The 15,655-nt window shown below is 61.0% G+C and carries 14 protein-coding genes; 6 read left to right on the forward strand and 8 right to left on the reverse strand.

Going from position 1 to position 15,655, the window contains the following annotated elements:
• Positions 1-23 precede the first annotated feature (23 nt).
• Positions 24-2,012 (forward strand): flavohemoglobin expression-modulating QEGLA motif protein, encoded by a 1,989-nt coding sequence (locus F451_RS0103340; RefSeq protein ID WP_020679937.1) that lies wholly within the window; start codon positions 24-26, stop codon positions 2,010-2,012.
• Positions 2,013-2,203: 191 nt separating this feature from the next.
• Here F451_RS0103340 and F451_RS0103345 read toward each other — a convergent pair whose 3' ends face one another.
• From F451_RS0103345 to F451_RS0103355, 3 genes are all read right to left on the reverse strand, one after another.
• Positions 2,204-2,530, reverse strand: coding sequence for a YnfA family protein (locus F451_RS0103345; protein ID WP_020679938.1), 327 nt, complete (start codon positions 2,528-2,530; stop codon positions 2,204-2,206).
• 9 nt (positions 2,531-2,539) lie between these two features.
• On the reverse strand, positions 2,540-3,283 hold the full coding sequence (locus tag F451_RS24665) for a class II glutamine amidotransferase (protein WP_169434428.1): 744 nt from the start codon (positions 3,281-3,283) through the stop codon (positions 2,540-2,542).
• 261 nt (positions 3,284-3,544) lie between these two features.
• Positions 3,545-4,906, reverse strand: coding sequence for an aldehyde dehydrogenase family protein (locus F451_RS0103355; protein ID WP_020679940.1), 1,362 nt, complete (start codon positions 4,904-4,906; stop codon positions 3,545-3,547).
• 228 nt (positions 4,907-5,134) lie between these two features.
• Between F451_RS0103355 and F451_RS0103360 the strand changes: the two genes are divergently transcribed.
• The 4 genes from F451_RS0103360 to F451_RS0103375 are packed head-to-tail and all read left to right on the forward strand — an operon-like array spanning position 5,135 to position 8,072.
• On the forward strand, positions 5,135-5,347 hold the full coding sequence (locus F451_RS0103360; protein WP_020679941.1) for a hypothetical protein: 213 nt from the start codon (positions 5,135-5,137) through the stop codon (positions 5,345-5,347).
• Complete coding sequence (locus F451_RS24670; RefSeq protein ID WP_020679942.1) at positions 5,344-6,165, forward strand: phosphatase PAP2 family protein; 822 nt, start codon at positions 5,344-5,346, stop codon at positions 6,163-6,165. Before F451_RS0103360 ends, F451_RS24670 begins: the two co-directional genes overlap by 4 nt.
• A gap of 22 nt (positions 6,166-6,187) precedes the next feature.
• Complete coding sequence (locus tag F451_RS24675) at positions 6,188-6,886, forward strand: response regulator transcription factor (protein WP_020679943.1); 699 nt, start codon at positions 6,188-6,190, stop codon at positions 6,884-6,886.
• Complete coding sequence (locus F451_RS0103375) at positions 6,870-8,072, forward strand: histidine kinase dimerization/phospho-acceptor domain-containing protein (protein ID WP_083928325.1); 1,203 nt, start codon at positions 6,870-6,872, stop codon at positions 8,070-8,072. Before F451_RS24675 ends, F451_RS0103375 begins: the two co-directional genes overlap by 17 nt.
• A 3-nt stretch (positions 8,073-8,075) precedes the next feature.
• On the opposite strand, the gene F451_RS24680 is transcribed toward F451_RS0103375, so the two are convergent.
• Positions 8,076-9,785: a phosphoethanolamine transferase gene (locus tag F451_RS24680; RefSeq protein ID WP_020679945.1), complete on the reverse strand. Its 1,710-nt coding sequence runs from the start codon at positions 9,783-9,785 to the stop codon at positions 8,076-8,078.
• A 115-nt stretch (positions 9,786-9,900) separates the two neighbouring features.
• Positions 9,901-11,118, reverse strand: coding sequence for an MFS transporter (locus F451_RS0103385; protein ID WP_020679946.1), 1,218 nt, complete (start codon positions 11,116-11,118; stop codon positions 9,901-9,903).
• Positions 11,119-11,278: 160 nt separating this feature from the next.
• Between F451_RS0103385 and F451_RS0103390 the strand changes: the two genes are divergently transcribed.
• The gene (locus tag F451_RS0103390) at positions 11,279-12,070 is read left to right on the forward strand and encodes an endonuclease/exonuclease/phosphatase family protein (RefSeq protein ID WP_020679947.1); all 792 of its coding nucleotides are present in this window, start codon (positions 11,279-11,281) and stop codon (positions 12,068-12,070) included.
• A 14-nt stretch (positions 12,071-12,084) separates the two neighbouring features.
• Here the strand turns inward: F451_RS0103390 and F451_RS0103395 are convergent, their stop codons facing one another.
• From F451_RS0103395 to F451_RS0103405, 3 genes are all read right to left on the reverse strand, one after another.
• On the reverse strand, positions 12,085-13,308 hold the full coding sequence (locus tag F451_RS0103395) for an iron-containing alcohol dehydrogenase (protein WP_020679948.1): 1,224 nt from the start codon (positions 13,306-13,308) through the stop codon (positions 12,085-12,087).
• 158 nt (positions 13,309-13,466) lie between these two features.
• Positions 13,467-15,215, reverse strand: coding sequence for an ABC transporter substrate-binding protein (locus tag F451_RS0103400; protein WP_020679949.1), 1,749 nt, complete (start codon positions 15,213-15,215; stop codon positions 13,467-13,469).
• 156 nt (positions 15,216-15,371) lie between these two features.
• Positions 15,372-15,644, reverse strand: coding sequence for a DUF2160 domain-containing protein (locus F451_RS0103405; protein ID WP_026291470.1), 273 nt, complete (start codon positions 15,642-15,644; stop codon positions 15,372-15,374).
• Between the last annotated feature and the right edge of the window lie 11 nt (positions 15,645-15,655).

Consider the following 15,655-nt stretch of genomic DNA (forward strand, 5'->3'; position numbering starts at 1 on the left):
ATACCCGTTCAGGTTACGGATCGATGCAGACACTCACCGAAAATCAGATTCTCGAGCGCATTCAAAACCGCACCCCGTTCAATGCCCGGCTGCGCGACGGCTCACTGCACATTCGGGTGGATGAATACCTGCCCATCGTCTGCACCGCACTGCACGCCGGCAGTCGACTGCACAGCGACAGCATTCAGCGCCTGATAGTGGATGACAAGACCCGTCTGCAGCTGGAGGATCGCGGCAGCGACTGGCTGATCGAGCTGATGCCCATTGCTCTGTGCGCCCAGGATTCACGCATTGATTACGACCTGAGCCTGCCGGTGAACCGCTGCGTGCGCAACGAAATCAACGGCACCGCGCTGTGGCACAAACCGGTGACCAAGACCATGCGCCACCGTGGACAGGAACGTCACCAGCGCATCTACCGCATTCTCGACGCCCTGCTCTGGGCGATCGAGGAAGATCACAGCCATGCCGTGCTGTTCGATGTGCACAGCTGTCCGTTTGAAGAAATGAAGGATGGCCACAGCAAGATTCACATCGCCACCGAAGACGTCGACAGCGAGCAGTGGAACCCGCTGCTCAAACGCCTGCAAAACCGGCTTGGCGAAATTGAGCTGCCGAATCTGCACAATCGCGTCACTGTGGGCGAGCGCAATCACGGGGGAGGCTATACCGCGAGCCACGTTGCCGAGCACCACAGCGACACCCTGACCATTCCGTTCGAGATTCAGAAAGTATTCCTGGATCTGGACAGCGGAGCCCCTTTTCCGCTGGTTATAGATGCATTGCGCCACGGCTTGCATGAAGCACTGCTCGAAACCACGGCGGATGCCAGCCGCACGCTGCCGGGACCGTCGCTGCACCGCAACGACTTGATGCCCACCGAACTTCCCCCCGAGGTGCTGCTGGTTGATCGTGAACTGAAGAAGCTCGCGCGCGGCCTCGAAACGCTGCTCTACATCAACCCCATCAACATGCCCGTCGAACAGCGTCGTTTTTTCAAGCACCAGGGACGCCAGGCCCCCAACTTCCGTTATCGCCAGCTCAAGATTGACCCCTATGCACATCGCGAAAAGCTCTACCGCCTGCCGGTCGATGCCATTCGCGAACCGGCCCTGCGCCAGCTTTACCGCCAGGTCATTGATGCCCTGGCCGAGCGCATCGACATGCTGGTGAGCATCGGTACCGACAGTTTTCTGTACAACTCGTTGCGCTACTACGGAGAGCCCACGCCCGGCGAGCTCGCCAATGCACGCTTTTTGCTGCACGCCGCCAACCGTGCCGAAGAACAGAACGGCGACCAGCTGAGTTCCAGGGAAATGATTCCGCAGTTCCAGCAGATGGCCAAGGACTGGGGGCTCAAGTGCAAGGTCGAGCTGTCGGACCGGCTGATCGCCGCCGCCATGGTGAATAATGGCCGCAAGGCCCTGCTGGTGCGTCGCTCGGCAAAAGTCAGTCAGGTGGAGCTGCGGGCATTGGCGCATCACGAGCTGGGGGTCCACATGACCACCTCGCTCAATGCCAGGCAGCAGCCGCTGGAGGTCTTTTCCCTGGGGCTGCCCAATAACACCCATACCCAGGAAGGGCTGGCGATCTACAGCGAATACCGCTCCGGCAACCTTACCCTCAAGCGCCTCAAGAGTCTGGCGCTGCGGGTCATCGCGGTGGACCTGATGATTCGCTATGGTGATTTCTGCCGCACCTGGCGCACGATCGTCGAAGACTACGGTACCGAACCGGAGGAAGCCTTCCGCGTCTGTACCCGGGTTCACCGCGGCGGTGGCTTTACCAAGGATCATCTTTACCTGAGCGGCTTTCGCGATGCCTACCAACTGCACAAGACCCGGGACATCACCGGGCTCTTTATCGGCAAAACGAGCTTTGAGTTTCTTGACCTGATCGACGACCTGCTGGCCCGCGGCTTGCTGACGGCACCGACCTACCTGCCGGTGTGCCTCAACGACCCCGGCACCTCGGCGCCCGAGCTGGACTACCTGGTATCCTGCATCCGCTAACAGCCTGTCGGGCTTGGCCGATCGTAGCGAGGGAAAGACCGAATTGCGGCAGTTTTTGAGCTCTTTTGAGGCGAATAGTTGTTCTATTTAACAAGAAAGAGCACACAAAATGACCAAGTTCGGCTTTTTCACAGTAGATCAGTGGTAAGTCCGACAGGCTGCTAGCCCCCAGACGAAAAACAGGCAGCTGATCAGGCTGACCACTGCGGGCCGTAAAGAATAAGCGCAGCCCCGGCCAGGCAAAGGCCCGCCCCCAGCAGATCGGTCAGCTGTGGCGGGCTTCGCTCCACCCAGGCCAGCCAGCCCAGCGACGCCACGATATAAACGCCACCGTACGCCGCATAGGCTCGCCCGGCATATGCGGCTTCGACCCGGGTCAGGATCAATGCAAACAGCAGCAGCGAGAGCACGCCGGGCAGTATCCATATTGCACTGCGCCCCAGACGCAGCCAGAGCCAAAAAGCGTAGCAGCCGGCAATTTCACAGAACGCGGCGAACAGAAACCACAGCGCGCTCACGCGCGTACGTCAGTCACGCAACTGACTCCAGAGCTTGATCGGCGCACAGCGATCCAGCACCTCGCCACCCTTGATCGCCACGACCTCGCCAGGCTCCAGCCCCTCCCAGCCGGCGCTATCCAGCGCCCGGCCGGACACCCTGACCGCACCCTCGCCCTGCGCCAAGAACAGGCCGGGCCGAGTAGGCTCATCAAGCTGCTGGTGCCCGTGCACAAACAGCAGCTCGCTGTCAGCATAAATAAAATTGGCCAGGCCCAGCGGGCGCATGCGGGCAGCAAAGTCCGACACCACCGCCAGACGAACCTCGGGAAGTGGCTTGTCGTCCTGCCACAGTGCGCGCATGCGGGACATAAGGACACAGAACGCCCGTTCGGCCGCCGTATCGCCAATCGGCGTATACACACCGGTGGGATAAGCGCGCGAATCTTCCAGCCCCTGCAGGTCGCCCTGCATGGCAAACAGGTGCACGCATCCCATCAACTCGCGGGCAAAGGGCTGACAGTTTGCCAGGGCGGCGGGCGGATCCCGTGCTTCGCCCTTGTGCGACAGCAGCAACGCGCTGACACCGCCAGACTGATCGACAAAACCGGCTACGTGCCCGCGTGCTGCGGGGTCACGTGTGAGTTGGGCATCAGCGCCGTCATAACACCCCAGACCCCAACTGCCCGCAGTGCCTGGCGACACCGCTGCAAGATCAGCAAGACACTGGTGTAACGGAGCTTCAACGCCAGAATAGGCAAACAAAAGCGACACGCCTGCAACCTCCCTTTGAATGATCTAATCCACTGTGCAGCGGCCCAGCAGCCTGTCGGGCTTTTCCGCAGTAGATCTGTGGTAAGTCCGACAGGCTGCTAGGAGGCTGTCCGAGAATGCTGGCCGTAGCGAGAGCCGGCTGACTTGAGCTGGTTTTTGCGGTGTTTTAAGGCGAATAGTGGTTCTATTTAACGAAAAACAGCACAAAAAACAGCCAAGCTCAGGTGGTTCGCAGTAGGTTGAGTATTGTCGGACAGTCTCCTAGGATAGCGGCTTGCTGACAACCCGCAACTGACAGAACTGATGAAAGCCTTCGGCCGAACCATGGAAACCATAACCGCTTTGACGCGCCCCCACCCAGGGGCACTCCACAGTGCCAAAGCAACTTTTATTGACGCCGATCATACCGGCTTCCAGTTGCCGTGCCACCTGCCAGGCGCGATCTTCGTCCTCGCCGAATACCACGGCGCCCAAACCATACTCGGTGCTGTTGGCCAGAAAGAGCGCCTCGTCGAGATTGTCATACGCCTGAATGCAGACGACGGGACCAAAGGTTTCCTGCTGCATGATCCACATGTCGGAGCTGCAATCGGTCAGTACGGTCGGCGAAATGTAACGCGGCGGATGATCCACACCGCCATACAGCAGGCGTGCACCTGCGGCCAAAGCCTGCTCGATCTGATCCAGCACATGCTCGCGCTGGCGGTCATGGATCATGGGCCCGAAGCTGGCATTTTCGTCCAGCCAGGCACCGGTACGATACAGTGCAGCCTGCTGGCTGACCCGCTGCTCGAAACATTTCAGCACCTGACGATCGACGTAGACCCGTTCGGTCGCCACGCAGACCTGACCTGCGTTCTCGAAGCTGTTGGCGCAGGCGAACTCGGCGGCCGCATCCAGATCGGCGTCATCCAGCACCAGCAACGGGTCCTTGCCGCCCAGTTCCAGCATCAGCCGCTTCAACCCCGCTGCGGCGCGGGTCATGATGTCCTTGCCCGCCTCGCGTGACCCGGTAAACGCCACCATGTTGATATCGGCTTCCACCAGCGCCCGACCTTGCTGGTCCGGCCCCTGCACCACCTGCAGCACACCGGGCGGCAGGTAACGATTGAGTACGTCAGCGTACGCCTGACCGATCAGTGGTGTTTCTTCCGACGGCTTGAACAGCACCGTATTGCCACACAACAAAGCCGGCAGCAGCATCCACTGCGGCATGGACATCGGGTAATTCCAGGGGCTGATGACGGCACATACGCCCAGCGGATCGTAATACAGTGTGGACTCGGTATCAGCATCACTGCTGCGCCGTGCCTGCAAGGCCGCCACCGCCTGCTTGACCCGAGGCTCGATACTCTGGGCACAGAAGCGCACCTCGCCGATACCCTTGCGCAACGGCTTGCCCATTTCCTGACTCAGCAACTCACCCAGGCGCTCGGATTCATTCAGCAGGTCCTGGGCCGCACGTAGCAGACATTCGCCCCGCTTCTCGATACTCAGGTCGCTCCAGCCCGACAGCGCTTCACGCGCCGCACACACCAGTGCAGGAATCGCATCCAGCGACGTGGTCGGGATTTCACCCACAGGTTCTCCCGTGGCGGGATTCAGGGAGATCAGGTAAGTCATGGCAACTCCTCCTTCAGCCTGACCTTCAGGATAGTTGCTGCCGGACACAGTCGCGAGCCCAGCGCCCTCGAAGTCCTTCGGCCAGCCTTTTGCAGGTTACATTTCACACCGGGCTCACAGTAGCGCTGCTAGAGTCCCCGGGCCTTGCGATACGCACAGCAGTACCTTGTATTTTGAACTTTGTATCTTGAACTTTGCGAGCATCTAACACAGGGAGCCCCGCCACCGATGCACTCACTGCAAGCCATTAACCAGACACCGTTCCTGTGGATCAGTGCGACCGGCCTGCAGGCCTGGCGCAGGCCGTTGAACCGCGCAGGTACACGCACGCCCGCAGGCCCTGGCCTCGCCCGGCTATACGGCTGCCCGTTCTGGCCCCTGCTGGCACGCTATCGCCGACTGCCCGGACACCTTGCACGCCGCGCTCGGGCACTCGCATGAGCAGCCTCGATCCGCTGCGCCAGCCGCAGCGCCTGACCCCGACAGCCAGCGCCCTGCAGGTGCACGCAGCCCCCCTGCCCTGGAAGCGCCTGGGCCTGATCCCCCTGTTCCTGTTCGTGCTGAGCATCACCCTGCTGGAGTCCTATCGGATAGACCTGAAACTGGCGGACCTGCTGTATCAGCTGGAAGGCGGGCACTGGGCACTGCGCGAGTACTGGCTAACCGCAGGACTGATCCACAATGGCGGCCGATGGCTCAGCTTTGGCCTGCTGCTTGTGACCCTGCTGCTCTGGGGGCTGAGTTGGTTTCGTCCGGCACTGCGGCACTGGCGACCGGGATTCGGCTACCTGATCAGTGCCTTGCTGTGCAGCGTTCTAACGGTCAATGCTGCCAAGCGCCTGACGGGGCTGGACTGCCCCTGGAGCCTCACGCGCTATGGCGCCGATCGCGTCTACCATTCACTGTTCAGCCCGGGCCCGGCCGCTGCAAGCGGCGGCGCCTGCTTCCCTGCAGGCCATGCCAGCGCAGGCTATGCCTGGGTGGCACTGTACTTCGTCTGGCTGCACTATTTCACCGACTCATCCAACCAACGCGGCCAGCGTCATGGACGCCTGGCCTTGCTGCCAGGACTGGGCCTGGGCGTAATATTCGGCATTTCGCAACAACTGCGCGGCGCCCATTTCATCTCGCATGATATCTGGACCCTCGCCATCTGCTGGTTCAGCGCGCTGATTCTGTACCGCTGGCTGCTCTGGCCAAAGCCCATCAAGCCGGATTTCTGCTACAGTCGCAGTTCTGTCGGGGCATCCGCCCCTTAGCTGTTGTGGGACCCCATACCCTATGAATGTGCTGGTAGCCGACGATGATGCCAATATCCTGGCAGGCATTGCGGATTTTCTGCAGTGGCGTGGCATTGAAACCGATTGTGCCAGCCATGGTGCCCAGGTCCTCGAGCTGTGTCGCCAGAATCATTATGACGTACTGATACTCGATATCATGATGCCAAGGCTCAATGGGCTGTCGACCTGCGAGCAACTGCGGGCGCTGGGCGTCACCACCCCAATCCTGTTTCTGACCGCACTGGACACCCTGGACGACAAGGTACGGGGTTTTCAGTGCGGCGCCGACGACTACCTGGTCAAACCCTTTGCCATGGCCGAACTGGTGTGCCGGGTCGAGGCACTGAGCAAACGCGAATCGCGCCAGATGCTGCGCCGGCTGTCCTTCGGGCCACTGGAACTGGACGTCGAAACGTCCACCGCCTGCCGCGAAGGCCGTCCACTGAACCTCACCGCACTGTCTTTCAAGTTGCTCAAGCACCTGGTGGCCAAAGCGCCCCGTACCGTGACACGAGAAGAGCTGGAACAGCTCCTCTGGGGCGACAACCCGCCCAGCAGCGATGCCCTGCGCTCGCACCTGTACCAGCTGCGCATGCAGCTGGACAAGCCTTTCAGCCAACCGATGCTCACCACGGTACGCGGCATCGGATTCCGGCTGACACTCCCCGGGGATACCGAACCTCATGAAACAGAGCTTTAGCCGCAGGATTCTGCTCACCGTCGGACTCTCTACCTGCCTGATCATGAGCCTGTACTGGCTGGCGGGCTGGCAGGTGATCGAACGTATGGAAGCCCAGAACGTAGAGCACTTTACCGGCTATATCGGCGCCCAGGTCGACCGGGTCCTGGCCAGCGAAGCGCCCGCCACAACCCTTGAGTTCTTCGACATCCTGCACTTCTACGCCAACCGGGATGCCCTGCCAGAGGGCCTGGCCGCGTTCGCCGCCGCAGGCATTCATCAGTTGCCCAACGACAACCTGCTGGTCGCCCGCCCTCACCCGCTTACCGGCGAGCTCTATTACATCGTGTTGCAGCAACTCGAAGAACTGCTTGAAAGCGAGGCCCAGGAAACGGCCGAGATCGGCCTGGTGATGGGTGGCATTGCGCTGATCACCTTCGGCGCCATGGGGCTGACGCTGCTGATTACCTGGCAGTTGACAGTACCCATCCGTCAGCTCAGCCGCCAGCTCGCTGACATCGACCCCACCAACCCGCGACTGCAGCCGCTGCAGCGTAACGATGAAATAGGTTTCATGAGCCGCCAGTTCGCGTCCCTGCTCGAACGGGTGTCGGCCTTTATCCAGCGCGAGCGTGACTTTACCCGCTTTGCCAGCCACGAACTGCGCTCACCGGTCATGGTCATCCGCAGCTCGGCTGATCTGCTGCGCGAAAGAATGCCGGCCGACAGCCTCAACGGGCGCGCCCTGCAACGCATCGACGCTGCCACCACTCGCATGAGCCAGCTGATCGAAGCCTTTTTGTGGCTCGGCCGCGAAAGCAAGGCTGGTACCACAACCATCGATCAGGCAGGGCTCAAAACCGTGATTGAGGAGCGCCTTGGCACCCATCCGGACCTGCAGGCCCGGGTGTCGTCCTTGGCACTCTCCCCCTGCAGCTGGCCGATACCGCCTTTTATACTGTCGGTGATTATCGACAACCTGCTGCGCAATGCCCTGCTGCATGGCAGTGGCGACATCGATATCAGCAACGATGCCGACAGCCTGTTGATCCGTAATCGCATCGGCGACATGGCCCCAGCCGCACAAGACAGCCATGGCTACGGCCTCATCATCGTGGAACAGCTCTGCGCCCAGGCCAATTGCCGCTTCGTACTGGAGCACGGGGCACAGCAGTTCAGCGCCCGGCTGATATTCACGCCGGCCTGAGCCTCAGGCCGGTCCCCGCTGCTCGGCCGTCGACGCCTGCTGTTGCGCCGTACCGGTGGGCAGTGGCGAGCGGCAATCGCCAAAAATGTCCAGCCCGCGCTGATACACCGATGTCTCGACCCCCATCAGCCCCAGTACCGAGTGAGTCAGGTTATCGTGACTCAGTGTCTGGGTGCGCTTGCCACCCAGACAGGCCGCATCCAGCCCCGTGCGCAACTGCATACCCTCGGATAACCAGGCGATAAAGGGCACGCGGGTCTGTTCCTCAGGTGCGAACAGATAGGGCATGCCATGCAGATAGATATTGCCCTCACCCAGCGACTCGCCATGGTCGGACATGTAGAGCATCGCGGTGTCGTACTCCTGCCGCTCGCGCTGAAGGAACCCGATCACGCGACTGAGAAAGTAGTCGGTATAGAGAATGCTGTTGTCATAGGCATTTCGAATTTCCTCCTCGCTGCAGGACTGCAGCTGGCTACTGCGGCACACCGGGGTAAATTTCTCGAACTGCTGCGGGTAGCGCAGGTAATAGGCCGGACCATGGCTGCCTTTCTGGTGCAACACGATCACCGCGTCCCCTCGAGTACGTTGCAGATAGTCATCCAGTGCACTGAGCATGCCCTCGTCATAACATTCCTCGGCCACACAGAACTGCGGCAACTCAAACACGGCCGTGTCCTGGTTGTCCACCCGATCACACACACCCTTGCAGCCGGAGTTGTTGTCACGCCAGAGCACTTTAACGCCGGCATGCTGCAGTACATCCAGCAGATTTTCCCGGTGGCTTTCCGTCACCTTGTCGTAGTGCGCCCGATCGCTGAGCGAAAACATGCAGGGCAGGGATTCAGCCGTACTGGTGCCGCAGGAATCGGTCTGCCCAAAGCTCAACACAGGCAAGGCAGTCAATTGCGGATTGGTATCGCGCCCGTAACCGTTCAGGCCGAAATTCATGCCCCGCGCGGTTTCACCCACCACCAGCACCAGAAGCTTGCGCTTGGCGGGTACCGCCGCATTCGACACTTGGTGGGCATCCTCACCCAGGCGCTGCAGCGGTACTTTCACGGCGTCATAGGCGCCCATCAGGTAACGGGTTCCGTAGTACAGATAGTTGGAGGGCACGGCCAGATTGCGCACCTGGCGGTTGTTTCGAAACAGTGAAGAGTAATCCTTGTAAAACAGCATACCGTTTGCACCGATGACCATCAGGCACAGCAATAGCGCCACCGCCCGCGCCCTTAGTTCGGCAAACACCGGCCGGTAGCGAATACGCAGCATCATGACCAGCAACGCCGGCAGGATACCGAATAGAAGGACATGCATAACGAGCCCTGCATTCAGCAGCTCGCCGGCTTCAGCGACATCGGTTTCAAACAGGTTCTGCACCATGCTGCGGTCAACCAGGATGCCGTAGCTGTGCATGAAGTAGGACACGGCACTGGCGCTTAGCAGTATAAAGATGGCCAGGGGCTTGAGGATGTGGCGAAAGCCGATCAGGGTCAGACAAAACTGCAGCACCGCCACCATGAAACTGAAAAAGGCGGCCATAAACAGCCAACCTGCCAACGAACTTGATGCAGGCTGGGCCGAGATCAGCTGCCACAACGGGCCGTTATAGAACAGTGCCAGCGCGGCGCACAGCAGCAGCCGAAACTGGCCACTGGACAGCGAAAGCTGCAGGCCTTTCAGTCTGGATACTCGCAGAGGGGTCTTCATGACAACATTTACTCACGGCAACAGGACGTATAGCGCCAGAGCATAGGCTGCCGTGCGTGAGTGCCATGTGAAATCCGGGCACACTATCCCGCTAAATACGCCGACGCGCGCACGGCTATCCAAGCGGCTGACGCGTCACCTCAACCCCGTGGTACTGGCTCAGGTAGCCGATAAGCGTCATGGCACCAAGCACCACCGGCAGCATGAGCCAGTTCATCACCACCCAGCCCAAAGATGCCTCCAGCCAGCCGGCGGCCAGAGCCGACAGCGCCACGCTGCTGAATACCAGAAATTCATTGGCTGCCTGGGTACGGGCTTTTTCGGCGTGCCTGTAGGCGCGAGTCAGAAACGTGGTCGCGCTGACAAACATGAAGCACCAGCCGACGCCCAGCAACACCAGCGCCAGCCAGAAGTGCCACCGACTCTGGCCCAGCAGGTTTACCAGGATGCACAGCAGCATCAAAGTACCACCCGCCAGCATTATCGGCGGCGCACCAAAGCGTTCCACCAGACGCCCGGTAAAGAATGCCGGCACAAACATGCCCAGCACATGCCACTGAATAACATGGGCCGAATGATCGAAGCTGAAGCCGTGGCGAATCATGGCCAGCGGCGTGGCACTCATCAGCAGGTTCATCACCGCATAGCTGACCACGCCCGCGACCACCGCCATGACGAACACCGGCTGGCGCACAATCTGGCCCAGCGGGCGCGGCGGCTCATTCGACGGACTTGCCGTCGGCGCTGACAGGCGCACGGCACGCAGCAACAGCAGCGCCAGTGCATACAGTCCGAAAAGACCCATAAAGGCACCGAGAAACGGCGTCGCCGCGAACCAGCCACGGCTGTGAATGGCGAGGTTCGGCCCCAGCACTGCAGCCAGGACGCCGCCGGCCATCACCAGGGAAACGGCCCGACCTTGATGCCCTTGCGGCGCCGCCTCGATGGCGGCAAAACGATACAGCATGCCAAAGCCGATACCGATCCCAAGCAGGAAAGTGCCTAGATTAAAGGCCCAGAAACTGGCCTCCACCAGCGCCATGCCACTGCAGGCCGCCCCGAGCAGGCCAATCAGGTTCCCCAGGTAAAAGCCGTTCATGCGGCCGATACGCTGCATGATCAATGAGGCCGGAATCGTGGCCACCATCAGGCCGATAAACTGCATTGCCATGGGAAGCGTAATCAGCGCCATCGACGGGGCCAGCTCCTTGCCAATCAGTGCGTTCACCGAGACCAGCAGGATATTGCCGGTAGTGAGCAATGCCTGACAGAGCGACAGCAGAATCACATTGGCATTGAAGGCCGAGGCAGGAGGCGGACCTGATAATGACATAAACCATCCGGGTTCTGGCTAAGAGGTGCGTGCCAGTATCGAACGCAGCCCCTGCCTGTGCAACTGCTGGGTCCTACAGGGCGGATTGCGTCATGCACAGGTTGCCTCTGGCTGAATCCGCCTTGCGCTTTGTCTCAGGCCACGCATACTTGGATTTGTCATGCCTAACTCCCCGATTTTTCCATTTCAGCACCGCGACGGCCAAATGCGCGTACTGTCGCTGAATATCCAGGTCGGCCTGCAGACCTCGAGCTACATGCACTATGTAACCCGGTCCTGGAAACATCTGCTGCCAACCCGTGGCGCGCGCAACAACCTGCAGCGCATCGCCGAGCTGGCCGGCCACTTCGATGTCGTCGCGCTACAGGAGTGCGATGCCGGCAGCCTGCGCACGGCCCAGCTGAATCAGGTGTCTCATCTGGCGGAGCTGGCCGGCTTGCCATACTGGCACGCCGCCGTTACGCGGGATCTCGCCCCCTTTGCCCGCCATTGCCTGGGTTGCCTGTCACGCTGGCCATTGCGCGAGATCGAGTTTCACCCCCTGCCCGGCCGCCTGCCGGGACGGGGTGCACTGGAAGTGGAGGTTCGGCCTCCGGGCTATGCGCCAGTACGCCTGATCATTGCGCACCTGGCCCTGGGCCGTCAGACCCGGGCCCGCCAGCTGCATTTTCTGGCGGAACTCATTGGCAGCGGCCGGGACAGCCTGCTGCTCGGCGACCTCAACTGCGACCTGCCGGAACTCCATGCCCACCCCGGTATCCGTGATGCGGCCCTGCGCACGCTGCACAACGGTGAAACCTTCCCGAGCTGGCGCCCGCGTCGCTCACTGGATCACGTACTGGCGACGCCGGAAATCGATGTCATCGATGCCCGGGTGCTGGACGAGCGCATGTCCGATCACCTGCCTGTTGCCACCCATATCCGCCTGCGGCTCGACCCCAAGCGGGGCTGACTGTCTTTGATGCACTACAAGCGCGCCAGCAATACCTGGCGGATTTCGCCATCGCTCAGAACCAGCGGATTGGTTTTCATGCTGTTGCCGCCGCTGCCGGCAATCACACGGGGCAGATCAGCTTCGGTCATGCCAAAGGTCGACAGCCGCGGCAGCGCGCATTGCTCGATCCAGCTATCGAGCAAACCCACCAGCGCATCGCAACCCTCCTCGACCCCCTGGGCTTCGACGCCCAGCCAGCGCGCGACCTGGGCGTATTTCTCCAGCGCAGGACTCGCCGGCTCCCGCTCGCGTAACGCCGCGATGTTCATCGCCGTGGCCATTGCCAGCAATGTGCCGCAGGCCACGCCATGGGGAATGGGGAAGTAGGCTCCCAGCGGCGAGGCCATGCCGTGTACCGATCCAAGTCCCGCCTGCGCCAGGCAGATACCGGACAGCATAGCGGCATAGGCCAGCTGGCCATAGTCTTTCACCGGCGTCGCCGCGTAGGGATCAAACCCCGCGGCAAAAGCCTGGATACCACTTTGGGCCAGCGCATCGGTAAAAGCGCTGGCACGGGTCGATACATAGGACTCCAGCAGCTGTGTGAAGGCATCCATGGCATTGGCCAGCAACACCGGTGACGGGCAGCTGTGCAGCAAGTCCGGGTCCACCAGGGCGACACGTGCCAGCAGCCTTTCATCCCGGAATGATTTCTTGAAGCCGCCGACGCCATGACGCGTCAGTACTGCATTCTTGGTCATTTCGCTGCCGGTACCGGCGGTTGTCGGCACCGCCACCAGCGGCAGCGCGGGCCCCCGGTAGGGCAGCTCGGGCCCGACACCCTCCAGATAGTCCATTACCGAGTGCTGCACCGGCAGCAGACCGGCGATGGCCTTGGCCGCATCCAGCGCACTGCCACCGCCGATCCCCAACACCACGTCGATGCCATAGTCGGCGTAGTGACCCACCACGTCATCCACCTGTTCGGGACTGGGCTCCCCGGCAATAGAGACCTGCACCCAGGCAAGCCCCACGGCCTTTAGCCGACGCTGCAACTGCGCCCAGCGATCACTCCCGGTAAAGGACAGGCCACCGGTCACGACCAGCACCCGTGTGCCGAGAGTCGCCAGTTCATCCGCCAGGCGATCAAAGCTGCCCGCACCAAAAATAATGCGTGGCAGTGCCGCCACCCCGAACGGGGCGATGCCGCCAGAATCCGTTCGCAGACCCTGTGAATCCAATCCGGTATTGCTCATCGTCAACTCCCTCGCTAAAACCGACTGCCGCTATCTGAATGCCCAATGTAGGGCATTTCCCGCCGCCCCGTGTAGCAGGCAGCGATCCCGCGGCGATAAAAAAGCCGACTGCCCCCAAGGGACAGCCGGCCGAGTTCGCCAATTATACGCGCAAGGAGTTAGCCTTTGCGGCCGGCTTCCCAGCTTTTCAGCAGCTCGTCGTAGGGTACGGTTTCACCCTGGGGCTTCTCGTTGGCGAGTTTCGCCTTGGGAGAACCCGGCTGTTCCAGCCAGTAGCTGGCTTCACGCGGTTCGTTCAGCTTGGGACCGCACTCGCCCTGCACACCGGCGCGCTCAAGTCGCTGCAGTACCTTGTCCTGGGCGGCTGCCAGGCCATCCAGTGATTCCTGCGGCGTTTTCTCGCCACTGGCGGCTTCGGCAATGTACTGCCACCACAACTGCGCCAGTTTCGGATAATCCGGCACGTTGGTACCGGTGGGCGTCCACTGGGTGCGGGCCGGGCTGCGGTAGAACTCGACCAGTCCGCCGAGCATCGGTGCCGCCTCGGTCATGGCATCGGAGTTGATGTCAGACTCGCGGATCGGTGTCAGGCCCACCAGGGTCTTTTTCAGCGATACCGTTTTGGATACCGTGAACTGCGCGTACAGCCAGGCAGCCAAGCGCTGTTTCTCTGGTGTCGAGTTGAGGAAGGTCCAGGAACCGGTGTCCTGATACCCCAGCTTCATGCCCTCTTCCCAGTACGGTCCCTTGGGGGATGGCGCCATGCGCCATTTCGGCGTGCCATCGTCGTTAACTACCGGCAGGCCCTTTTCGGTCATGCTGGAGGTAAAGGCGGTGTACCAGAAGATCTGCTGTGCCACGCCGCCCTGGGCCGGCACGGGGCCTGCTTCGGAGAAGGTCATGCCCTGGGCTTCCGGTGGCGCATACTTGCGCAGCCAGTCGACGTACTTGGTCGTCGCATAGACTGCAGCCGGGCCATTGGTGGCACCGCCGCGCTCAACGCTGGAGCCCACCGGGCTGCAGCCCTCGACACGGATACCCCACTCGTCCACCGGCAGACCGTTGGGCAGACCCTTGTCTCCGGCACCGGCCATGGAGAACCAGGCATCGGTGAAGCGCCAGCCCAGGGACGGGTCCTTCTTGCCGTAATCCATGTGGCCATAGACGCGCTCGCCGTCGATTTCCTTGACCTTCTCGCTGAAGAACTCGGCGATATCCTCATAGGCGGACCAGTTTTTCGGTACACCCAGGTCGTAGCCGTAGATCTCCTTGAACTTGGCTTTGAGGTCATCGCGGGCAAACCAGTCGGCACGGAACCAGTACAGGTTGGCGAACTGCTGATCCGGCAGCTGATACAGCTTGCCATCGGGGCCGGTGGTGAAGTCCAGCCCGATAAAGTCCTCCAGATCCAGTGTCGGCAAGGTGAAGTCCTTGCCATCACCGGCGATCATGTCCGAGATCGGCACGACCTTGCCATAGCGAAAGTGCGTACCGATCAGGTCGGAGTCATTGATGTAGGCATCGTAGATATTGCGATCGGACTGCATCTGGGTCTGCAGCTTCTCGACCACGTCGCCTTCCTGGATCAGGTCATGGTTGACCTTGATGCCGGTAATCTCTTCAAACGCCCTGGCCAGCACCTTGGCTTCGTATTCATGGGTGGCAATGGTTTCGGATGCCACGTTGATGCTCATGCCGCGAAACGGCTTGGCCGCCTCGGTAAACCACTGCATTTCGGTGATCTGCTGTTCCGGCGTCAGGGTCGAGGTCGCAAACTCCTCGGCGGCCCACTTGTTGGCCGCATCCAGGTACTGGTCGGCATAGGTTTGCACACTGACACCCAGGGTCGCAGCAGCAATGGCAACACGCAGCAGCAGCGCCTGTGGCAATTTATTATTCTTGATCATCGTCAACCTCATTGGAGTTGATTGCATTTCAGACCTCCGCTGCGAGCTCAGCGCCGCAGTGATACAGCCTGTCTTTCTTATTACCGGCACGGCCCTGAAGCCACACCGGAGCTTGGGTTAAACAGTCTTGCGGAACACACCTTTGCAGGTTCGGTTTCAGCCCCAGCGCAGCACGATGGCCAGCCAGACGGCCGAGAGGCCCAGCGGCAACCACAGCGTCATGTCGCTAAACCCGACATACAGCAGGTGGAAGTACGCGCTGGCCAGCAGGCCGATAAAGAGGCGGTCGCCGCGGGTGGTGGCGATCGGCAGAAAGCCCTTGCGCTCGACACAGGGCGAGTGCAGTTCATAAACCGTCATACAGACCAGAATGATGCCAATGGTGGAGAAAAATATTGCGACCGGTAAGGTCCATGCCATCCAGCTAATCATGCGTCGTC

The sequence above is a fragment of the Marinobacterium rhizophilum DSM 18822 genome (genome assembly GCF_000378045.1).
Lineage (GTDB): Bacteria > Pseudomonadota > Gammaproteobacteria > Pseudomonadales > Balneatricaceae > Marinobacterium_A > Marinobacterium_A rhizophilum.